The sequence below is a fragment of the Microvirga sp. CF3062 genome, assembly GCF_036314045.1.
GTDB lineage: Bacteria > Pseudomonadota > Alphaproteobacteria > Rhizobiales > Beijerinckiaceae > Microvirga.
On sequence record NZ_JAYGGN010000009.1, the window covers coordinates 172,164 to 192,883 of the forward strand.

The following is a 20,720-nucleotide window of genomic DNA, read 5'->3' on the forward strand; positions in this document are numbered from 1 at the left end:
TATCCACACCCTATCTATGGTAAAACTGCGGCAGCGCCTCTCCGGGCGAACCGTGTAGCGAAAAAACGATCCACGGCGACCGACATGGCCGAGACCATCTTGGCCCGCCATTCCTCGGACATCAACAAATCTAAGTCTTTTTGGCTGGACAGATAGCCAAGTTCGACAAGAACGGACGGAACATCGTGCGCCCGCAGCACCTGGAATCGGGCCTGCCGGTGGGGGTTCTTGTTGAGGCGGGCAACGGAATCGAACTCGCCCACGAGGCGGGCCGCAAAGCCGTGGGAGAAGCCGCGGGTTTCCCGGAGAGTCAGGTCCATCAGGATGTCGGACACGTCGTCCGGCATGTCGCCGGACTCGATACCGGCCACCGCATCGGCCTTGTTTTCGCGGTCCGCCAGACGGGCGGAATCGGCGTCGGAGGCTCGCTCGGCTCCGGTATAGACCGTCAACCCCCGCACCTCCTGCCCGCCTGAGATCGAGTCCGCATGGATCGAGATGAAGATATCGGCTTGAGCGACCCGCGCGGCGCGCACCCGGTCGCCGAGGGAGACGAACACATCCTGGTCGCGGGTCAGAAGCACCTTATAGCGACCGCTTTCCTCGAGCTTCTTCTTCAGCCGCTGGGCGAAGGAGAGCACCAGATCCTTCTCGGCCACGCTCCCCGAGGAGGCCGCCGCACCCGGGTCGATTCCGCCGTGGCCGGGATCGATCACGATCACCGGCCGGGCGTCCTTGGCCGCCTGTACGACCGGCGCAGGACCGTCTTTCGCCGGAGGGGAACTTCCTGCCGCTGCCTTGCGGAAATCATCCCGGTCGACACGGGAGAGTTCGATAGTCAGGATCGTGGCTGCTCCCGTGGCGTCGGGCGCGGTCGTCAGACCAGAGACGATTGCGGGCTGCGCCAGTTCCATCACCACGCGCGAGCGGCCAGGCGCGAAAAGCCCGAAGCGGTAGGAAGCAATGAGCCCCTCCTTGCTGCGGCCGGCATCCGCCGGGAGGTGGAAGGCGACCTCCGGCAGGTCGATGATGAGCCTGTCCGGGCGCTCCATGAGGGAGACCTGCGCCGTCACCGGCTTCGAGAGGGTCACCTTGAACCGCGTCTTCACCCCGTCCGTCTCGATCGCGGCGGCAGCCGCCACGATCGGGGTTGCGGGCTTCGCGCCGTCTCCCGCCGCCCACGCACGCCCCACCCCGGCGGCGAGGAGAACCGCCACGAGACACGCGCCAAAAAGGCGTATGAACAGGGAAAGAGGCATTGCTGATCGCTGAGTTTCGAGCGTCCTTTTCCTATACTCATAGGCAGCGTTTGGTTAACGGAACCTCACGCCGGGCGGCACTTTACTGAGACTCTGTTGCATTCATGGCACAGTGAGACAGCATCTTGCCAAATGCCCCATTCAATCTGTAATGATCTTGATCCCGTCCGGCATGGCCGAATCTGACGGCAGCTCCGAGGGAGACGGTTGTGTTGACCGATCCTTCAGGGACCGCCTCACCCTCGACAGGCTCACGGGCAGGATCACAGGGCGACTTCCGTCGCCACTCGCCGATGGACGGTTCACCCGGCCCATCGATATCTACGAAAGGGCCGTCTCGAATGGTTGCACACGCGAAGTCAGCTATGACCTTCGTTTCTGCATCGTTCGAATCGCGCGTATCCCTTCGCGCACGCCCCAACACCACCCTTTCCGGCCCTGTGCCGGCCCAATTCAACCCAGAATGCGCCCATCTGCGGCGCACGATGGCGATCGACAGCACCCCGAACGCAACTCCAGCTCGTCGCCTTCACCGGCGGCGTGCCTCACCGCCCACAATGCGGCCCCTGCCTCAGGTCCTGCCCTCGATCGCCATGTCGAGAGTTCAACATGGCAAACAAGATGCTCATCGATGCCTCACACCCGGAAGAAACCCGGGTCGTGGTGGTACGTGGTCAGAAGGTCGAAGAATTCGACTTCGAATCCGCTAACCGGAAGCAGTTGCGCGGGAATATCTATCTCGCCAAGGTCACCCGGGTCGAACCGTCTCTCCAGGCGGCCTTTGTGGAATACGGCGGAAACCGCCACGGGTTCCTCGCTTTCAGCGAAATCCATCCCGATTATTATCAGATCCCGGTCGCTGACCGGCAGGCTCTGCTCGAAGCCGAGGCTGAAGCCCATCGCGAGGAGGAACACGAGGAGGAGCGCCGCAGCAGCCGCGGCGGGCGTCGCCGCCGTTCCTCGCCGCGCCGCGCCGAGAACAGCGAGACCATCGTCTCGACCGAAGCTGAGGCCGGCACGGTAGAGGCGGCTCACGAGGGAGACGGCTCCGATCAAGTGGAGGCCGGCGAGACGAACGAAACTCAGCATGTGGAAGCGCCTGAGGCCTTCGCGTCAGCCGAGGACGCCGAGGAGGCTGCCGTCGAAGCCATCGAGGCATCGGCGCATGTCGATCCTGCTCGGGACGAAGATGGCTCGGACGAGGCTGAGGCCCGCTCGACCGAAGACGATCAGGAATCGTCCGACGAGGATGAAGAAGACGAAGACGACGATCAGGACCTGGAAGAGCACGAGATCGTCGAGCAGCTTGGCGGTGACGACGCCATCGAGGATCTTCCCCAGCGTCGCCGCACACCGCGCAAGCAGTACAAGATCCAGGAAGTCATCAAGCGCCGCCAGATCCTGCTGGTCCAGGTCGTCAAGGAAGAGCGCGGCAACAAGGGCGCGGCGCTCACCACCTACCTGTCGCTCGCCGGGCGCTATTCGGTGCTCATGCCCAACACGGGCCGGGGCGGCGGCATCTCGCGCAAGATCACCAATGCGGCCGACCGCAAGCGCCTGAAGGAGATCGCCCAGGAGCTGGAGGTGCCCGAGGGAATGGGGATCATCCTGCGCACGGCCGGTGCCTCGCGCACCAAGCCCGAGATCAAGCGCGACTACGAATATCTGATGCGCCTGTGGGAGAGCGTGCGCGAGCTTACGCTCAGCTCCGCGGCTCCCGCGCTCGTCTATGAGGAAGGCTCCCTCATCAAGCGCGCCATCCGCGACCTCTACAACAAGGATATAGAGGACGTGATGGTCGCCGGCGAGGAGGGCTATCGCGAGGCCAAGGACTTCATGCGGATGCTCATGCCGAGCCATTCGAAGCTGGTCCAGCCCTACCGCGATCCGCAGCCTCTCTTCGCCAAGTTAGGGGTCGAAGCCCAGCTCGACGCCATGTTCTCGAACGTGGTGACGCTCAAGTCCGGCGGCTATCTCGTCATCAGCCCGACGGAAGCGCTCGTATCCATCGACGTGAACTCCGGCCGCTCCACCCGCGAGCACAATATCGAGGACACAGCCCTTCGCACGAACCTTGAGGCCTCCGAGGAGATCGCCCGCCAGCTGCGCCTGCGCGATCTTGCCGGCCTCATCGTCATCGACTTCATCGACATGGAGGAGAAGCGGAACAACCGCGCTGTCGAGAAGAAGCTGAACGAGAGCCTGAAGAACGACCGCGCGCGCATCCAGGTGGGCCGCATCTCGCCCTTCGGCCTCCTCGAGATGTCGCGTCAGCGCATCCGCACGGGCGTGCTCGAATCCTCCTCGATCCCCTGCCCGCACTGCGCCGGCACCGGCTTCGTCCGCTCGACGCCGTCCGTCGCCCTGCAGGTGATACGCTCGATCGAGGAAACCCTCATCAAGAACTCCGCCTACAACCTCGTGGTCCGCACCAGGACGGAAGCGGCCTTCTACATCCTGAACCAGAAGCGCATTCACCTGCGCGAGCTGGAAAGCCGCTTCGGCGTCGCGATCTCCATCGTGGCCGACGACACCCTGCAAGGGCACACGACCTACGCCATCGACCGCGGCGACCCGGCCCTCAAGCTGGAGCACAAGTCGGCCGCGACCGGCGTCCAGATCGACGGCATCCTCCCAATCGACGAACCCATCGAGGAGGATGAGGTCGAGACGGAAGAGGAGACCGCAGAGGACACCCAGGCTGCCGGCGAGGAGCTTGGCGAACCGGGTGAAAGCGAGGGCGACCGCCGCCGCCGTCGTCGCCGTCGCCGTCGTCGGGGTCGTGACCGCGACGCCTCCGCTGGATCGGACCAGGGCGACGAGAGCGCCGAAGGTGACGAGTCTGAAGGCGAATCCGACGAAGAGGCAGCAGCCGAGACCTCCGGAACCGAGGCGGCACCGGCTGAGGCCGGCGAATCCGACGACGACCGCGCAGGACGCCGTCGCCGTCGCGGTCGCCGGGGCGGTCGAGGCCGCGGCCGTGACGAGGCTGGCGAGTCTGCCCAGGAGGAAGGCTTCGCCGCCACCGATCAGGCGGAAGCCGCACCGGCCTCCGTCGAGACCTCCCCCGCAGACGCACAACCCGTGGCAGAGGCTCGCAAGCCAGCCGCCAAGGAAGAGCGCATCGTGGCTCCGCCGCAGCCTGCGGCTGAGGAACCTGCCGCCCCCGCACCGGTCATCCCCGAGCCTGAGCCGGTCGCCGTCGTGCTGACCCCGCCCGACCCGGAGCGCCCGAAGCGCGCCGGCTGGTGGTCCAAGGCCAAGTCGGTCCTGAGCGGATCGTAAGATAATAAGAAATGCCCGGCTCAACGCCGGGCATTTTTCTTATGGACTGGTGTGTTCACCGTCTTTGCCGTCCTAGAACGTGGATGCCCGCAACAAGTGCGGGCATGACGGCGGAGGGAACGTATCCTCTACTTCAACCACCCCTTCAGCCGCGCCACGGTCTCGCGGCAATCGTTCTCGGAGCCGGCGAAGGACAGGCGCAGGTAGTGCGAGCCCTCAAGCGGGTCAAAGTCGAGGCCCGGGGTCGCGGCGACGCCCGCCTCCTCCAGCATGCGCTTCGAGAAGCCGATGGAATCGTTCGTGAAGCGGGCGATGTCGGCATAGATGTAGAAGGCCCCGTCGACCGGATGCATCTCGGTGATGCCGATCTTAGGCAGCTCCTCCAGGAGATAGGCGCGGTTGCGGGCATAGCCTGCCTTGACGGCTTCAAGCTCCTCCATGGCATCGAAGGCGGCGAGTGCCGCCACCTGCGACAGGTAGGGCGGCGAGATGTAGAGGTTCTGGGCCAGCCGCTCGATCGGCCGCACCAGCCGGTCGGGCACCACGATCCAACCGACACGCCAGCCGGTCATGCAGTAATACTTGGAGAACGAGTTGATCACGACCGCATCCTCGTCCGAGGCGAGCGCCGTCGAAGCCGGCTCGCCATAGGTCAAGCCGTGATAGATCTCGTCGGACAAGAACCACAATCCCAGGCGGCGGCAGGTTTCACCCAGCTCGGCCAGCGCCTTGCGGCCGATCATGGTGCCGGACGGGTTGGCCGGGCTCATGGCCAGAATGCCGTGCAGGGGCTTCTCCGCATGGGCTTTTGCGATGGACTCGGCGGTCATGCTCCAGCCGTCCGCCTTGGTGAGTGGGATCGTCACCGGCTCGATGCCCAGCGCCTCCAGGATGTTGCGATAGGCCGGATAGCCCGGCGCCGTGATCGCCACCCGCTGTCCTGGATCGAACAGGCTTAAAAAAGCCAGCACGAAGCCCGCTGAGGAGCCGGTGGTCACCACCACCCGCTCCGGCGCGATGCTCACGCCATAGGTGTCTCGGTAATGCAGGGCAATCCGCTCCCGCAGGGCCGAAATGCCGAGAGCCTCCGTATAGCCGATGCGGCCAAGATCGAGGGCTGCCTTCGCAGCCTCGCGGGCAGCCCGTGGCGCAGGCGCCGAGGGCTGCCCCACCTCCATGTGGATCACACTGTCCCCGCGCCGCTCCTTGGCGGCGGCCGCGCTCAGCACGTCCATGGCGAGGAACGAGGCCACGCGGTCCATACGGCGCGCGATGAGGGGCTGGTGGAGATTAGCGGGTAATTTGGTCATAGGCAGGCTCGTATCGCGTTGGAGGAGCGGTCTCAAGAACCAACTTCTCCCGTCATGGCCGCACTTGTTGCGGCCACCCACGTCCCTAGGGCGGCAAAGACGTGGATCCCCGGGACAAGCCCGAGGATGACGAGGAGAGATGCAATACAAACCCGTGATTTGACGCCGCGCATCCCAAGCCGCTAACTCGCGGACGAACAGACGAGTCTCAACTCCGCCTTGAACCAAGCTTAAGGACCGGACTTGTCTTGAAGAATTCTCCGCAAAGGACCGGATATGCGCTCTTCGCTTCTCAAAATCGGCCAGGCTGTGGCCCTGCTCGGCACGTTGGCCATGGCTCCCGCCGCAATGGCGCAGGGCGCGGTCTTCAACGACCAGCAGAAGCAGGCCATCGGCGAGATCGTGAAGGACTATCTGCTGAAGAACCCGGAGGTCCTGACCGAGGTGATCGCCGAGCTCGAGAAGCGGCAGTCGGAGGCGCAGCAGGTGGCCCAGGCCGGCGCCGTCAAGGAAACCAGGCAGTCGCTCCTCAACGCCTCGCACTCCTATGTAGTCGGCAACCCATCCGGCGACGTCACCCTGGTCGAGTTCTTCGACTACAATTGCGGCTACTGCAAGAAGGCGCTGGCGGACGTCCAGACCCTCATGAAGAGTGATCCCAAGCTCCGCGTGGTCCTGAAGGACTTCCCGGTTCTCGGGCCCGATTCCGTCGAGGCGAGCCGCGTGGCGCTCGCGGTCAAGAACCAGCTCCAGGGCCAGAAGCTCTTGGACTACCATGTGAAGGTCATGGACACCCGCGGCCGCGTCAACGGCGAGCGCGCCATGACGGTCGCCAAGGAGATGGGCGTGGACATGGGACGCCTGCAGAAGGACGTGGAGAGCACTGAGATCCGCAACGCGCTCCAGGAGAACATGGCTCTGGGCGACAAGCTGAGCCTCTCAGGGACCCCCGCATTCGTTGTGGGCGAGACGATTATTCCGGGCGCTGTTGGCCTGGAGCCCTTGAAGCAGCTCGTGGACAATGTCCGCCAGTGCGGCAAGGCGAGTTGCGGTTAGTCCAACTCACCCTGTCATTCCGGGCTCCGCTGCGCGGCCCGGAATGACAGTGAAACCCGCTGCTCCGAACCCAAACAGTCCCCTCTTCCCCTCAGGAACCCCCGCCAAGCTTGGGAAAGCCCCGGTTTTCCCCTTCCCCCCTGCCCGCCTTTTGGCTAAGAGGGCGTTTCGGCTCCGCCTGACGGAGCTTCAAGGAATGCTCCTTATCCGATGACCACCGTCTTCGTCCTCAACGGACCCAACCTCAACCTGCTCGGCCGCAGGGAGCCTCAGATCTATGGCAGCACCACGCTTGCCGACGTCGAGAAGCTCGTGCGCGAGAAGGCCGAGGCCTTAGGGACAGCGGTCACCTTCCGCCAGTCGAACCATGAGGGACATCTGGTCGACTGGATCCAGGAGGCCGGAGCTCAGGGTGCTGGCATCGTCATCAATGCCGGCGCCTACACCCACACCTCGATCGCGCTCCGCGACGCCATCTCCGGCAGCGGCGCTCCGACGGTCGAGATTCATCTTTCGAATGTTCATGCTCGCGAGGGCTTTCGCCATCGCTCGCTCATAGCGCCCGTCTCCGTCGGCGTGATCTGTGGTTTCGGGCCCATGAGCTATCTGCTCGGCCTGGAAGCGGTTCACCGGGTGATGGCCGAGCGGGCCCGCCCGGCGAAACCCTCCCAGCACTAATTCCTCAAAAAAGCAGAGGTAAGCCCCATGGCCAAGGAAAACCCTTTCGATCCTGATCTCGTCCGCGAGCTGGCGAATTTGATCGCCGACACGGATCTCAGCGAGATCGAAGTGGAGAAGGGCGACCTTCGCATCCGCGTGGCACGCATGGTCACCGCCGCTGTCACCGTTCCGGTGGCGCACCCTGCGGCTCATCATGCCCCCGCCCCGGTCGTGGCACCGCCGCCGTCCGCCGCAGCTGCTGCCGAGGCCGCCACGAAGGCCTCCGCAGCCCATCCGGGCGCCGTGCTCTCGCCCATGGTCGGCACCGCCTATCGCAAGCCTTCCCCCGATGCGAAGGACTTCGTCGAGATCGGCTCCAAGGTTCAAGCCGGCGACAAGGTTCTGCTCATCGAGGCCATGAAGACCTTCAACGAGATCGTGGCGCCCCGCGCCGGCACCGTGACGGCCATCTATGTCGAAGACGGAACCCCTGTTGAATACGGCGAACCCCTCCTCGTCATCGAGTAAGGCGCGATATGTTCGATAAGATCCTCATTGCCAACCGAGGCGAGATCGCCCTGCGCATCCTGCGCGCCGCGAAGGAGCTCGGCATTGCCACCGTGGCGGTGCATTCCACCGCCGATGCGGACGCCATGCATGTGCGCCTTGCCGACGAGAGCGTCTGCATCGGCCCGCCGGCCGCCCGCGACAGCTATCTCAACATCCCGGCCCTGATCGCCGCCTGCGAGATCACCGGCGCCGATGCCATCCACCCCGGCTACGGATTCCTGTCCGAGAACGCGCGCTTCGCGGAGGTGCTGGAGCATCACCGCATCGCATTCATCGGCCCCAAGGCGGAACACATCCGCATCATGGGCGACAAGATCGAGGCCAAGCGCACAGCCAAGCGCCTCGGCATCCCTTGCGTGCCCGGTTCCGAGGGCGGCATCACCGATGACGACGAGGCCAAGCGCGTCGCCAAGGAGATCGGCTACCCCGTCATCATCAAGGCTGCCGCCGGCGGCGGCGGGCGCGGCATGAAGGTGGCGCGCACGGAGGAGGATCTCATCCATGCGCTTCAGACCGCCAAGACCGAGGCCAAGGCGGCCTTCGGCGACGATGCGGTCTATATCGAGAAGTATCTCGAGAAGCCGCGCCACATCGAGATCCAGGTGCTCGGCGACGGCAAGGGCAATGCCATTCATCTGGGCGAACGCGACTGCTCCTTGCAGCGCCGCCACCAGAAGGTCTGGGAGGAAGGCCCCTCGCCTGCACTCAATGGCGAAATGCGCGAACGCATCGGCGGCGTCGTGGCCAAGGCCATGCAGGAACTGCAATATGCCGGTGCCGGCACCATCGAGTTTCTCTACGAGGACGGCGAGTTCTACTTCATCGAGATGAACACCCGCATCCAGGTTGAGCATCCGGTGACCGAAATGATCACCGGCATCGACCTGGTGAACGAGCAGATCCGCGTGGCGGCAGGCCACCCGCTCTCGGTGAGGCAGGAAGATGTCAGGATCGATGGCCACGCCATCGAGTGCCGCGTCAATGCCGAGCATCCCTCGACCTTCCGTCCCTCGCCCGGCACGATCAGCTACTTCCACCCACCGGGCGGCCTCGGCGTGCGCGTCGACTCGGCGGCCTACCAGGGCTACCGCATCCCTCCGTATTACGATTCTCTCGTAGGCAAGCTCATCGTCCATGGCCGCACCCGCAACGAGTGCCTCATGCGCCTGCGCCGGGCTCTCGACGAGTTCGTGGTCGACGGCATCGACACCACGCTCCCGCTCTTCCGCACCCTCGTGCGCAACTCGGAGATTCAGAACGGCCAGTACGACATCCACTGGCTGGAGAACTTCCTGAAGACCGGCGGGCTCGGAGACGAGCAGGCGTAACGGCTTGTTATAAGATATCGGGCCCGCTATTCTGGCTGCAACAGAACAGGGGCCCCGTCATTGAAGGCGAGGTCATGGAAATCATGCCTCGCTTTCTTCATGTGGGCTGCGGCCCGAAGCGTAAACATCAGACCGTCAAGGCTTTCGCCTCGTCCGAATGGGAGGAGGTAACGCTCGACATCGACGAGAGCGTGAAGCCGGATCTCGTCGACAAGCTTCCTGAGCTGTCTCAGGTCGAATCGAACAGCTTCGACGCCGTCTATTCGGCTCACAACATCGAGCATCTCTACCCGCACGAAGTGCCATTGGCCCTGAATGCGATGCGCCGTGTCCTCAAGCCCGACGGGTTCGTGATCCTCACCTGTCCGGATCTTCAAACCATCGGCGAGCGCTTGGCCTCAGGGGACATCGAGACGCCCATGTATACCAGCGGCAGAGGACCGGTCGCGCCCCTCGACATGCTGTACGGATTCAGGCCTGCGATGGCCGATGGCAATCTCTACATGGCCCACCACACGGGCTTCACGCTGAAATCTCTCGGAGATGCCTGTGTCAGAGCCGGCTTCGCCAACTTCGTCGGACTGAGACGTCCGAAAAGGTACGATCTGTGGGGCTTGGCGACAAAAATGCCCAAAACCGATGACGAGATGAAGGAACTCGGCAGAATCTATCTGACACCGGTCTGACTTAGCGTTCCGCGTATCCTATTTTGAAGGACAGCCCGAACGTCAGACAAGTTGGTGAATGTCCCACTCCCCCGACCACGCAAACGAGATTACGCCCGACATCCTGCTGAAAGCCTATGCGGCTGGGATCTTTCCCATGGCGGAGGATGCGGACGATCCGTCCCTGTTCTGGGTCGAACCCCGCGAGCGGGGGGTCATTCCCCTCAATGGCTTTCACATCTCAAAGCGCCTCGCCCGCACCGTCCGTTCCGATGTCTTCCAGATTCGGGTGGACCAGGACTTCGACGCTGTGATCGCCGGTTGCGCCGCGCCTGCCGCGGACCGGGAGAAGACCTGGATCAGCCGGCGGATCCGGGAGCTCTATGGCGAACTCTTCGATGCCGGCTACTGCCACACGGTGGAGGTCTATCAGGAGGGCCGCCTTGTCGGCGGCCTTTACGGGGTCAGGCTGAACGGCGCCTTCTTCGGCGAGAGCATGTTCCATAAGGAGCGCGATGCCTCGAAGGTTGCGCTCGTGCATCTCGTGGCACGTCTGCGCCGAGGCGGCTTCTCGCTGCTGGACACGCAGTTCGTGACCTCGCACCTGGCGCAGTTCGGCGCCACCGAGGTCCCCCGGCGGGTCTACAAGCAGATGCTGCGCAACGCGATGGAGCATGCGGCCGACTGGAATGCCTGGCCGCTGGACAGGAGCATCAGCGGCGAGGAAGTGCTCGCCGCAATTGCCGCCCCTTAGTTCGGACGATCTGAATTGATGATCGGGGCTGCCGGACGCCGGGCGGGCTGCTGGCGCTGAGGGGCGGGCTGGCGCAGCGGTGCTGTCTCGACAGCAGGCGGACGCGGGGCAGTGCCTCCGGCCGGGGCCGTGATGTCGCCGGGCCGCGCCGGATCGTTCGGGCCGCGGGCTGCATCCTGGATCGGGGGCAGTTCTTCGGGTGTTTCCCTGGGCTCCGCGATCACCTCGGTGCCGCCTTTGCAGTCTACGAGCCAGATGTCGTAGACCGGGTGCTCGAGGCCGTGCAGGCCTGGGCTTGCGGCAAACAGCCAGCCCGAGAAGACCCGCTTGCCTTTCCCCTCGGATCCGGGTTCGTCCACCTCGATGAAGGATGTGGTGTTCGGGGTTTCCGTGGGCGGCTTGGTGAAGCAGACTCGCGCCGTCACCTGGAGCGCGCCGAACTGGACGGTCTCATCCACAGCCACCTCGAACGATACGATTCGCCCGGTGATCTTGTCCAAGCCGGAGAAAACGGCCGTGGGATTCTTGATCCTGTCCGCCTGCGCCGCACCGAGGCCGCCGATAAGCGATGCGAACACCAGGGCCGCCCGCGTCCATCCGAGTTTCATCATGCTGTCCAAGCCAAGTTCGATTTGGCGTTTCCCGTCCGGCCGAGCCTGGCCGCACCCGCTGTCAGTTCGGCAACGCGATAGCACGTGAACCATGATGGAAAAAGGGCAAGCCGGAAGATAGGGCCCTGCCCCGAAATTCAGCCCGCCTGCGAGAGCGACCTGAGGGCGCCGCGAAGGGCCTCCGGCTCCAGCACCGGCAGACCTGCCTCGATGGCGGCATGGAGATCGCGCCAGATCGGCACGGCCGCGGCCAGCACCTCCCGCCCCTTATCTGTAAGGCCGAGCAGCCGGCTGCGGCGGTCGTCCGGATCGCGGGTAATGGTTACGAGCCCATCCCGCTCGAGCGGCTTCAGGGCGGCGGTCAGGGTGGTCCGGTCCATTGCCAGCAACTGCGCGACAGGGCCGATCGGCGGGGGATTGGGACGGTTGAGGGCGTTCAGCAGGGAGAACTGGCCGGAGGTGATCCCTGCCGGGCGCAGGGCTTCATCGAAGCGTCGCGACAGGGCACGGGCCGCCCGCTGCGCATGCAGGCACAGGCAGGTGTCACGCACCAGATGGGTAGTTTCAAAAGAGGTCTCTCGCTCATTTGACATGCCCCATTTATGTTGATATCAACTTATTTGTCAAGAGAACATGAGAGCGCCTCAGGGCAAGGGAGAAATGCGATGGCTTATGTCGATGGATTCGTGCTGGCCGTTCCGGCCGACAAGAAGGAAGTTTATCGCAAGCATGCGGCCGAGGCCGCGCCCCTGTTCAAGGAGTTCGGCGCCACCCGCATGGTCGAGTGCTGGGGTGACGACGTGCCGGACGGCAAGCTCACCGACTTCCGGCGCGCCGTGCAGGCCAAGGACGACGAGGTCGTGGTGTTCAGCTGGATCGAGTACCCGTCCAAGGAAGTTCGCGACGCTGCCCAACAGAAGATCATGACCGATCCGCGCATGGAGGCGATGGGCCAGCAGATGTCCTTTGACGGCAAGCGCATGATCTTCGGCGGCTTCATGCCGATCCTCGACGTATAAGGAGCGATGCCATGGCCAATCAGCACGGCGACTTTATCTGGTACGAACTGCTCACCAACGATACCGACGCGGCTGCCCGCTTCTACGGCGCGGTGATCGGCTGGCAGAGCCGGTCGATGGAAGGCTCCGACCGGGGTTACCGGATCTTCGGCATCGACGGCGCGGATGTGGGCGGGCTCATGCCCTTCCCTGCAGGTGCTGAGAGCGCAGGAATGCGCCCCATGTGGCTCGGCTACGTGGCCGTCGAGAACGTCGATGCGGCGGCTGCCGACATCGTTCGGGATGGCGGCACACAGCATATGCCGTCCACCGACATTCCCGGCGTCGGACGCTTCGCCATGCTCTCCGATCCGCAAGGGGTGATGTTCTACATCATGCGTGGCGCGGTGGACGGCACGAGCACGGCATTCGACCAGAGCAAGTTCGGACACTGCAACTGGAACGAACTCGCCACCAGCGATCCGGCAGCGGCGCTGGCCTTCTACCGTTCCCGCTTCGGCTGGGAGAAGGGTGACGCCATGCCCATGGGCGAGATGGGCGACTACCAGTTCATCGATCATGGCGGCCGCACCATCGGGGCCGTGATGAAACGCACGCCCGATGGGCCGCCGCCCCTGTGGACGTTCTATTTCGGCGTCGAGGATATCGATGCTGCCGCACAGGCTGTCTCGGGCAACGGCGGCGCGATCCACTACGGACCTGCCGAAGTGCCGGGCAACGTCTTCATCATCGTCGGCAGCGATCCGCAGGGCGCCCTGTTCGGCCTCGTCGGCCCGCGTAAGTCATAAGCCGATCCCCGAGGAGCATCCCATGTCCGATACGCTTGTCCCCGCGGAAGAACTCGCGCGCCGCTCGGCGGCGAGGTGATCGGCGACTATCGCTTCCAGGGCGAGAACGGCCCAGTGAGCTTCGCCGACCTCTTCGGCGGCAAGCAGTCGCTCGCCGTCTACAGCTACATGTTCGGCCCGCAGCGCGAGCGGCCCTGCCCCATGTGCACCAACCTGCTCGGTGCACTCGAAGGCAACGGTGCCGACATCCAGCAGCGCATGGCGCTCGCCGTCGTGGCGCGCTCCCCGATCGAGCGGCTGATCGCCTGGAAGCGGGAACGGGGCTGGACGAACCTGCGGCTCTACACCGATCTCAACGGCAATTACTCGCGCGACTATCACGGCGTGCTGGACGATGGATCGGAGATCCCGAGCTTCAACGTCTTCACCCGCCGCGACGGCACCATCCGCCACTTCTGGAGCGGCGAGATGACCGGCGATTCCGCCGATCCCGGCCAGGATCCCCGGGGCGCCCCGGACCTCGCCCCTCTGTGGAACGTGCTCGACATGACGCCCGAGGGTCGCGACACGGACTGGTATCCGAAGCTGAATTACGGGGCGTAGCCTCTCACAAAAGCATCAACGCTCTAATATTTCGTTGGGCTGTTCAGGATCAGAATTGATCGGCTAAGCTTCCAGGCGTGCGAGCGACATGGGAGCCAAGATATCTGCATGAGAGACGTCCAGATTCCAAGCGATGAGGCCCGTCAGCGGCTGGGCTTTCTGCCGATCGCCGAAACCGCCGCTCTTGCGCATCGCGGTGTTGTAATCCCGGATCCAGCCTCGGTCCTGGTGTCATCGGATACCCGACTCGAAAAGGGAGTGATCCTCTGGCCCGGCGTCATTCTTCAGGTTCTGGAAGGCGGCGATATCGTCATCGGCGATGACACGCAGCTTTTCCCAGGAAGCCGGCTTGTTGCCTCTGGCGGATCGATCAAGGTCGGAGCTTGTGCCGAGATCGGCGAAGAAGGCGGCTTTACCCTCAAGGCTGAAGCGAGAGATCTGATCGAGATCGGTGACGGGGCGCGCCTTCTGGGCGGAGGATCTCTCATCCTGTCCAATCGGGTCGGTCGCGGTGCGCAGATCGTCGGACCCATCCGCTGCCAGAACTGCACCCTGGGTGACGGCGGGACCTATCGCGATCCTGAACCGGACGAGCGCGGCGCGGTCCTCAAAGGCTCGGGCGTCGCTCGCAATATCGATGTTCCAACCGGCTGCGTCATCCAGGCTTTTGGGCTCTTCTCGGAAGGGGTCATCAGGCAACAATCCTATTTCCATCCGAAGCCAGCCGGGTAGATCGGATGCTGCACAAACTCACCGAACCTGGCCTCAAGCTTGGCCTTGGCCTGCTCTCGATTGGCCGCGCATGGGGTGTCACCCAAAGTGCGCCGCCGGACGAAAACGAGGCACAAACTCTCCTCGCCAAAGCTGTGGAACTAGGCATCTCTATTTTTGACACAGCCCCGGCCTATGCGGAGAGCGAAGCCCGGTTGGGCCGCTTTCTCTCCACCCTTGAGCCATCTGTCAGGCATGGGCTGACCATCATGACGAAAGCGGGAGAGCATTGGGACTTCGAGCGCAATTCCAGCTTTGTCGATCACAGCCGCGATGCGCTGGTCCGAAGCATCGACCGCTCTCTCTCGCTTCTCGGAACCATTGATGTTCTGCAGATCCACAAGGCGACGAGCGATGTCGTCACCCATCCTGATGTGATCGCCGCAATGGATTATGCGAGGCGCTGCGGGGTCACGGTCTTCGGTGCAAGCGTCAGCGATGTGGAAGCAGGGCGGCTCGCGCTGGAAAGCGGATTATACGATGCCCTGCAGTTTCCCCTGAACATGTCGAGCACGAACATGGCCCCATTGCTTCCCAAACTGGAAGCGAGCGGCCGCACCGCAATCGTCAACCGTCCCTTCGCCATGGGCAGCCTGCTGGCGGGGCAGCCCTTCGAGGAGGCGGCAGCGGCCGCGTTCCGGTACATCGAAGAACGACTGCCCAGGGCCGTGATCCTCAGTGGAACCGGAAAGGTCGCGCATCTTGCGCAGAACGTGAGTGCCTTCCGGAATCGGTCGGCCAAGGCTCGACATCTCGTCCTCCTGAGGGGCCTCAAGAGTCTGGCTCATAAAGCGCGCGAACCCTCCTCCCCCTTGTGGGGAGGAGTTGGAGGTGGGGGTGTCGGCGCAGAACCCAAACCAGGATGGCGCTTACACCCCCACCCTTAATCCCTCCCCACAAGGGGGAGGGAAACATGCGCCAGATCCGTTATCGGCCAGTCTCTCAGGACCAATCCTGCTCGAGCGGATTGGGCGCCGGCTCTATCATCGGATCGCCTGCCTTCACACGCCTCTCGAAATGCGCCGTCGAGCAGGCATGCGAGCAGAGAAGCCCGCGTTCCGACCAATAGGCCGGGCCGCTCTCGACCCGACCGGCATGATAGACGAAATCCGGGTGGTCATAAGGCAGGCCACACTCGATGCAAGTGCGGGCTTGGGTTCTCTTGAGCATAACGGGTCAGGAGGCCTCTGACGGCCTCACTCCCCCGGCGTCCACGGCACGTAATCGCCGGTGGCGGCGGGGCGCTGTCCGGTCCCGAGCTGAGACCCCTGCGGCCGGTAGGCCTGAGTCGTGCCGGTCATGTTCGGCACATAGGGCTTTTCCCAGGAGTGCGGCCGGTAGCTCTCCTCGCTCGGGGGCACGTCGCCATTATGGCACATCCAGGCGCGCCAGCCGGGCGGTACCTTCGAGGCATCGGCATCGCCGTTATAGACAACCCAACGGCGCTCGGCGCCCACATTGGAGTCGATCGCCTGCGCCTGCGTGTAGCGGTAGTATGTGTTGCCGAACTCGTCCGTGCCCACGAACTGCCCCTTGCGCCAGGTGAAGAACCGGGTGCCGAGGGTCTGTCCGTTCCACCAGGTGAAGAACTGGGTGAAAAACTCTTTCATGCTACTGCCGCCGCCGGAGGGGTTCGTGAGGTTGCGCGGAATATGGCCGCTGAGTTCCGCGAAGTCCAGCCTTCCCGGGCGCGAAAACCCGCACTGATTCTCCGACTCACCCCTTCCCCAGCGGCGGGCGCCGAATTTCGCGCAATCAGGCCATTTCGGGCTCAGCTGGGGCCCCGGCGGCCGCTCCGAGGGACGACTGGGGATTGATGCGCCGGCACAACATCGACCACCTGTTAAGCATGACTCGAAGTGTGGTCTTAAGCCGGCGAAGCTTGGCCATTGCAAAAATCGGGAACGGATTCTCAGAGGAGTCTGAGAGGCTTAGCCGGAGGGCCAATTGTTATCCACAATTCCCACAGCTACACACAACATGTAGTTCGGAACTGTAAGCCACGACACTAGTTCTTGACGTGAGGCTCGCAACACGACTAGCTTGCCGGGGTGCCGACCAGAGACCGGCGACCAGCCTGAAAGGGCCGGTTGAACATTCCCCAGAGCAGGCGTCAGAGCCCGTGGCAACTCCGTTGCCGCGCCACCTGTGACGCCCGACCGGGGCCGTAACTCAGGCGTGTTGCGTGGGCGATCCGAAAGAGCGGATCGTTGGGGCGTCGAACAATAATTGTGGGCTGATGAGCTGCGGGGCAAATCGCGGCCACGGGGACGTTTGTCCCTGATACTTAGGATGTGACCTATGCGGATCGAGCGGCGTTATACGAAAACCGGCCAATCGCCTTATTCCTCCCTCGCCTTCCGGCTCGCCACGAGCGAGATCCGCAATCCGGATGGCTCGGTGGTCTTTAAGCTCGAGAACATCGAGGTGCCGGAGACCTGGAGCCAGGTGGCGTCAGACGTGCTGGCCCAGAAGTACTTCCGCAAGGCCGGCGTCCCGGCCCGCCTGAAGAAGGTGGAGGAGAACGACGTCCCGTCCTGGCTGTGGCGCTCCGTGCCCGACGAGGCCGCTCTCGCCTCTCTGCCTGAGGATCAGCGCATCGGCTCCGAGATCTCCTCCAAGCAGGTCTTCGACCGCCTCGCCGGCTGCTGGACCTATTGGGGTTGGAAGGGCGGCTATTTCTCGTCCGAGGAAGACGCCCAGGCTTTCTATGACGAGCTGCGCTTCATGCTCGCCAACCAGATGGTGGCGCCGAACTCCCCGCAATGGTTCAACACCGGCCTGCACTGGGCCTATGGCATCGACGGTCCCGGCCAGGGCCATTATTACGTGGATTACAAGACCGGCAAGCTGACCAAGTCCAAGTCGTCCTACGAGCACCCGCAGCCGCATGCCTGCTTCATCCAGGGCGTCGAGGACGATCTGGTCAACGAGGGCGGCATCATGGACCTGTGGGTCCGCGAGGCGCGCCTGTTCAAGTACGGCTCCGGCACCGGCTCTAACTTCTCCAAGCTGCGCGGCGAGGGCGAAAAGCTCTCCGGCGGCGGCCGCTCAAGCGGCCTCATGAGCTTCCTCAAGATCGGCGACCGGGCTGCCGGCGCGATCAAGTCGGGCGGCACCACGCGCCGCGCCGCCAAGATGGTGGTGGTCGATGTCGATCACCCGGATATCGAGAGCTACATCGACTGGAAGGTGAAGGAGGAGCAGAAGGTCGCCGCGCTTGTGACCGGCTCCAAGCTCGCCGCCAAGCACCTCAAGGCCATCATGAAGGCCTGCGTGAACTGCGAGGCCGAGGGCGATGCCTGCTTCGATCCGGAGAAGAACCCGGCTCTGAAGAAGGAAATCAAGATGGCGCGCCGGGTCATGATCCCGGACAATTCCATCAAGCGCGTCATCCAGTTCGCCAAGCAGGGCTACACGGACATCGACTTCCCGGTCTACGACACGGATTGGGACTCGGAAGCCTATCTCACGGTCTCGGGCCAGAACTCCAACAACTCCGTCTCGCTCACCGACGACTTTTTGCGCGCGGTGGAAAACGACGCGGACTGGCACCTCACCGCCCGCAAGGACGGCAAGGTCATCAAGACCCTGAAGGCCCGCGACCTGTGGGAGCAGATCGGCCATGCCGCCTGGGCGTCCGCCGATCCCGGCCTGCACTTCAACACCACCATGAACGACTGGCACACCAGCCCTGCCGGTGGCCGCATCCGGGCGTCGAACCCCTGCTCGGAATACATGTTCCTGGATGACACGGCGTGTAATCTCGCTTCCGCCAACCTGCTCCAGTTCTTCGACCGCAAGAACCACAAGTTCGACGCGGAATCCTTCGAGCATGCCTGCCGCCTCTGGACGGTGGTGCTCGAAATCTCCGTCATGATGGCGCAGTTCCCGTCCAAGGAGATCGCGCAGCTATCCTACGAGTACCGCACGCTGGGCCTCGGCTTCGCGAACATCGGCGGCCTGCTCATGACCATGGGCCTGCCCTACGACTCCGACGCCGGCCGTGCGCTCGGCGGCGCGCTCACCGCGATCATGACCGGCGTGTCCTATGCGACCTCGGCCGAGATGGCCGGTGAGCTCGGGCCGTTCCCGAACTACAAGGCCAACGCGAAGCACATGCTGCGCGTGATCCGCAACCATCGCCGCGCGGCGCATGGCGAGGCTCAGGGCTATGAGGGCCTGGCCGTCAACCCGGTCCCGCTCGATCACGCCTCCTGCCCCGACCAGGACCTCGTCGCTCACGCCAAGTCCGCCTGGGACAAGGCGCTCGAGCTCGGCGAGAAGAACGGCTACCGCAACGCGCAATCCACCGTGATCGCCCCCACGGGCACGATCGGCCTTGTGATGGATTGCGACACCACCGGCATCGAGCCCGACTTCGCCCTGGTGAAGTTCAAGAAGCTCGCCGGCGGCGGCTACTTCAAGATCATCAACCGCGCCGTGCCGGATGCGTTGCGCGCGCTGGGCTACCGCGAACACGAGATCGCCGAGATCGAGGCCTATGCGGTCGGCCACGGCTCTATGAAGCAGGCGCCCGCCGTCAACCCCGGCTCGCTGCGCTCCAAGGGCTTCACGGACGACAAGATCGACGCGGTGGAAAAGGGCCTGAAATCGGCCTTCGACATCAAGTTTGTGTTCAACCGCTGGACGCTGGGCGAGGACTTCCTCACGGGCACGCTCAAAGTGCCGGCGGAAAAGCTCAACGATCCGTCCTTCGACCTGCTCACGCACCTCGGCTTCTCGAAGGCCGACATCGAGGCCGCGAACATCCACATCTGCGGAGCGATGACTCTCGAAGGCGCGCCCTTCCTTAAAGTGGAGCATTACCCGGTCTTCGACTGCGCCAATCCCTGCGGCAAGATCGGCAAGCGCTATCTCTCGGTGGAAAGCCACATCCGCATGATGGCGGCGTCGCAGCCCTTCATCTCGGGCGCGATCTCCAAGACCATCAACATGCCCAACGACGCCACCGTCGAGGATTGCAAGAACGCCTACATGCTGTCCTGGAAGCTGGCGCTCAAAGCGAACGCCCTCTACCGCGACGGCTCCAAGCTCTCGCAGCCGCTCAACTCCGCCCTCATTGCCGATGAGGACGAGGATGCGGACGACGCCGCCGAGGCGCTGGCCGCCATGCCGGCTGCCGCCAAGGCCGCCCACGTGTCGGAGAAGATCGTGGAGCGGATCGTCGAGCGTGTCGAGCGGATCCGCGACCGCGAGAAGATCCCGGATCGCCGCAAGGGCTACATCCAGAAGGCCGTGGTCGGCGGCCACAAGGTGTATCTCCACACCGGCGAGTACGACGACGGGCGCCTCGGCGAGATCTTCATCGATATGCACAAGGAAGGCGCCGCCTTCCGGGCCATGATGAACAACTTCGCCATCGCGATCTCGCTCGGCCTGCAATACGGCGTGCCGCTGGAGGAATACGTGGAGGCCTTCACCTTCACGCGCTTCGAGCCCGCCGGCTTCGTCCAGGGCAACGAGCGCATCAAGTCCGCCACCTCGATCCTCGACTACGTGTTCCGCGAGCTCGCCGTGTCCTATCTCGGCCGCAACGACCTCGCCCACGTGGACCCATCGGAAGCAGGCCCCACCACCATCGGCCAGGGCGAAGCCCAGTCGAAGGCCCCAGAGCCCGCGCCGGCCACCGCCGTCGTGTCCCGCGGCTTCGTGCGCGGCAACTCCGACCGCCTCATGCTCATCCCCGGCGGCGGTGCCGGCGGCACAGGCATTACTCAGCGCACGGGTGGGATGACCGTTGGTGCGAACGCGCTCAAGGCTGAACTCGCGCAGCCCGCCGCGCAGGAGCAGCCGGTCGGCGAAGCCGAAATGTCCAAGCTCGCCTTCACGGCCCCGTCCGTCGCCGACCGGCGCGCCGAGGCCAAGATGAAGGGCTATGTCGGCGAATCCTGCCCTGAGTGTGCGAACTTCACGCTGGTGCGCAACGGGACGTGCCTGAAGTGCGATACCTGCGGATCGACGACGGGGTGCTCGTAAAATAAAGAGCCCCGGAAGCCATGCGCTTCCGGGGTTTTTCT

The 20,720-nt window shown here is 64.0% G+C and carries 18 protein-coding genes and 1 pseudogene; 13 read left to right on the top strand and 6 right to left on the bottom strand.

Going from position 1 to position 20,720, the window contains the following annotated elements; translation table 11 throughout:
- Positions 1-14: 14 nt before the first annotated feature.
- A complete protein-coding gene (locus tag VB618_RS16520) occupies positions 15-1,217 on the bottom strand; it encodes an N-acetylmuramoyl-L-alanine amidase (protein WP_329797812.1) in 1,203 nt (400 codons plus the stop codon).
- A gap of 651 nt (positions 1,218-1,868) precedes the next feature.
- Between VB618_RS16520 and VB618_RS16525 the strand changes: the two genes are divergently transcribed.
- A complete protein-coding gene (locus VB618_RS16525) occupies positions 1,869-4,544 on the top strand; it encodes an Rne/Rng family ribonuclease (RefSeq protein WP_329797813.1) in 2,676 nt (891 codons plus the stop codon).
- Between the two features lie 128 nt (positions 4,545-4,672).
- Here the strand turns inward: VB618_RS16525 and VB618_RS16530 are convergent, their stop codons facing one another.
- Positions 4,673-5,854 (bottom strand): pyridoxal phosphate-dependent aminotransferase, encoded by a 1,182-nt coding sequence (locus VB618_RS16530; protein WP_329797814.1) that lies wholly within the window; start codon positions 5,852-5,854, stop codon positions 4,673-4,675.
- A 276-nt stretch (positions 5,855-6,130) separates the two neighbouring features.
- Between VB618_RS16530 and VB618_RS16535 the strand changes: the two genes are divergently transcribed.
- The 6 genes from VB618_RS16535 to aat all read left to right on the top strand — a co-directional run bounded on the left by VB618_RS16535 (position 6,131) and on the right by aat (position 10,887).
- On the top strand, positions 6,131-6,910 hold the full coding sequence (locus tag VB618_RS16535) for a DsbA family protein (RefSeq protein WP_329797815.1): 780 nt from the start codon (positions 6,131-6,133) through the stop codon (positions 6,908-6,910).
- Positions 6,911-7,120: 210 nt separating this feature from the next.
- Entirely contained in the window at positions 7,121-7,588 is a 468-nt protein-coding gene (aroQ, locus tag VB618_RS16540; RefSeq protein WP_329797816.1) for a type II 3-dehydroquinate dehydratase, read from the top strand.
- A gap of 27 nt (positions 7,589-7,615) precedes the next feature.
- Positions 7,616-8,098: an acetyl-CoA carboxylase biotin carboxyl carrier protein gene (gene accB, locus VB618_RS16545; RefSeq protein ID WP_329797817.1), complete on the top strand. Its 483-nt coding sequence runs from the start codon at positions 7,616-7,618 to the stop codon at positions 8,096-8,098.
- An 8-nt stretch (positions 8,099-8,106) separates the two neighbouring features.
- Positions 8,107-9,468: an acetyl-CoA carboxylase biotin carboxylase subunit gene (gene accC, locus VB618_RS16550; RefSeq protein WP_329797818.1), complete on the top strand. Its 1,362-nt coding sequence runs from the start codon at positions 8,107-8,109 to the stop codon at positions 9,466-9,468.
- 83 nt (positions 9,469-9,551) lie between these two features.
- Positions 9,552-10,154, top strand: coding sequence for a class I SAM-dependent methyltransferase (locus VB618_RS16555; protein ID WP_329797819.1), 603 nt, complete (start codon positions 9,552-9,554; stop codon positions 10,152-10,154).
- A 58-nt stretch (positions 10,155-10,212) separates the two neighbouring features.
- On the top strand, positions 10,213-10,887 hold the full coding sequence (gene aat, locus VB618_RS16560; RefSeq protein ID WP_329797820.1) for a leucyl/phenylalanyl-tRNA--protein transferase: 675 nt from the start codon (positions 10,213-10,215) through the stop codon (positions 10,885-10,887).
- On the opposite strand, the gene VB618_RS16565 is transcribed toward aat, so the two are convergent.
- Both VB618_RS16565 and VB618_RS16570 read right to left on the bottom strand, forming a co-directional pair.
- Positions 10,884-11,498: a DUF2155 domain-containing protein gene (locus VB618_RS16565; RefSeq protein WP_442931823.1), complete on the bottom strand. Its 615-nt coding sequence runs from the start codon at positions 11,496-11,498 to the stop codon at positions 10,884-10,886. The two genes, aat and VB618_RS16565, sit on opposite strands and share 4 nt — an antisense overlap.
- Positions 11,499-11,635: 137 nt before the next feature.
- Positions 11,636-12,091, bottom strand: a complete 456-nt coding sequence (locus VB618_RS16570) for a MarR family winged helix-turn-helix transcriptional regulator (RefSeq protein ID WP_329797821.1) — start codon at positions 12,089-12,091, stop codon at positions 11,636-11,638.
- 72 nt (positions 12,092-12,163) lie between these two features.
- Here VB618_RS16570 and VB618_RS16575 point away from each other — a divergent pair, with 72 nt between their 5' ends.
- The 5 genes and pseudogenes from VB618_RS16575 (at position 12,164) to VB618_RS16595 (ending at position 15,566) form a co-directional block, all read left to right on the top strand.
- The gene (locus VB618_RS16575; RefSeq protein WP_329797822.1) at positions 12,164-12,517 is read left to right on the top strand and encodes a DUF1428 domain-containing protein; all 354 of its coding nucleotides are present in this window, start codon (positions 12,164-12,166) and stop codon (positions 12,515-12,517) included.
- Between the two features lie 11 nt (positions 12,518-12,528).
- Complete coding sequence (locus VB618_RS16580; RefSeq protein ID WP_329797823.1) at positions 12,529-13,305, top strand: VOC family protein; 777 nt, start codon at positions 12,529-12,531, stop codon at positions 13,303-13,305.
- A 48-nt stretch (positions 13,306-13,353) separates the two neighbouring features.
- Positions 13,354-13,908, top strand: a pseudogene (locus VB618_RS16585) (DUF899 family protein); the annotation flags it as partial.
- A 108-nt stretch (positions 13,909-14,016) separates the two neighbouring features.
- Complete coding sequence (locus VB618_RS16590; RefSeq protein WP_329797824.1) at positions 14,017-14,640, top strand: hypothetical protein; 624 nt, start codon at positions 14,017-14,019, stop codon at positions 14,638-14,640.
- Between the two features lie 5 nt (positions 14,641-14,645).
- Entirely contained in the window at positions 14,646-15,566 is a 921-nt protein-coding gene (locus tag VB618_RS16595) for an aldo/keto reductase (protein ID WP_329797825.1), read from the top strand.
- A gap of 55 nt (positions 15,567-15,621) precedes the next feature.
- On the opposite strand, the gene VB618_RS16600 is transcribed toward VB618_RS16595, so the two are convergent.
- Complete coding sequence (locus VB618_RS16600; RefSeq protein WP_329797826.1) at positions 15,622-15,849, bottom strand: hypothetical protein; 228 nt, start codon at positions 15,847-15,849, stop codon at positions 15,622-15,624.
- Between the two features lie 26 nt (positions 15,850-15,875).
- Complete coding sequence (locus VB618_RS16605) at positions 15,876-16,289, bottom strand: NADH:ubiquinone oxidoreductase subunit NDUFA12 (RefSeq protein WP_329797827.1); 414 nt, start codon at positions 16,287-16,289, stop codon at positions 15,876-15,878.
- Between the two features lie 691 nt (positions 16,290-16,980).
- Between VB618_RS16605 and VB618_RS16610 the strand changes: the two genes are divergently transcribed.
- A complete protein-coding gene (locus VB618_RS16610; protein WP_329797828.1) occupies positions 16,981-20,679 on the top strand; it encodes a vitamin B12-dependent ribonucleotide reductase in 3,699 nt (1,232 codons plus the stop codon).
- Positions 20,680-20,720 lie beyond the last annotated feature (41 nt).

Bases quoted from the DNA above. Each gene is read 5' to 3' on its own strand.
- VB618_RS16575 (WP_329797822.1), top strand. From the start codon at position 12,164: ATGGCTTATGTCGATGGATTCGTGCTGGCCGTTCCGGCCGACAAGAAG.
- VB618_RS16530 (WP_329797814.1), bottom strand. From the start codon at position 5,854: ATGACCAAATTACCCGCTAATCTCCACCAGCCCCTCATCGCGCGCCGT.
- VB618_RS16610 (WP_329797828.1), top strand. From the start codon at position 16,981: ATGCGGATCGAGCGGCGTTATACGAAAACCGGCCAATCGCCTTATTCC.
- VB618_RS16590 (WP_329797824.1), top strand. From the start codon at position 14,017: ATGAGAGACGTCCAGATTCCAAGCGATGAGGCCCGTCAGCGGCTGGGC.
- aroQ (WP_329797816.1), top strand. From the start codon at position 7,121: ATGACCACCGTCTTCGTCCTCAACGGACCCAACCTCAACCTGCTCGGC.
- VB618_RS16570 (WP_329797821.1), bottom strand. From the start codon at position 12,091: ATGTCAAATGAGCGAGAGACCTCTTTTGAAACTACCCATCTGGTGCGT.
- VB618_RS16600 (WP_329797826.1), bottom strand. From the start codon at position 15,849: ATGCTCAAGAGAACCCAAGCCCGCACTTGCATCGAGTGTGGCCTGCCT.
- accB (WP_329797817.1), top strand. From the start codon at position 7,616: ATGGCCAAGGAAAACCCTTTCGATCCTGATCTCGTCCGCGAGCTGGCG.
- VB618_RS16595 (WP_329797825.1), top strand. From the start codon at position 14,646: ATGCTGCACAAACTCACCGAACCTGGCCTCAAGCTTGGCCTTGGCCTG.
- VB618_RS16565 (WP_442931823.1), bottom strand. From the start codon at position 11,498: ATGATGAAACTCGGATGGACGCGGGCGGCCCTGGTGTTCGCATCGCTT.
- VB618_RS16525 (WP_329797813.1), top strand. From the start codon at position 1,869: ATGGCAAACAAGATGCTCATCGATGCCTCACACCCGGAAGAAACCCGG.
- VB618_RS16580 (WP_329797823.1), top strand. From the start codon at position 12,529: ATGGCCAATCAGCACGGCGACTTTATCTGGTACGAACTGCTCACCAAC.
- aat (WP_329797820.1), top strand. From the start codon at position 10,213: ATGTCCCACTCCCCCGACCACGCAAACGAGATTACGCCCGACATCCTG.
- VB618_RS16555 (WP_329797819.1), top strand. From the start codon at position 9,552: ATGCCTCGCTTTCTTCATGTGGGCTGCGGCCCGAAGCGTAAACATCAG.
- accC (WP_329797818.1), top strand. From the start codon at position 8,107: ATGTTCGATAAGATCCTCATTGCCAACCGAGGCGAGATCGCCCTGCGC.
- VB618_RS16605 (WP_329797827.1), bottom strand. From the start codon at position 16,289: ATGAAAGAGTTTTTCACCCAGTTCTTCACCTGGTGGAACGGACAGACC.
- VB618_RS16535 (WP_329797815.1), top strand. From the start codon at position 6,131: ATGCGCTCTTCGCTTCTCAAAATCGGCCAGGCTGTGGCCCTGCTCGGC.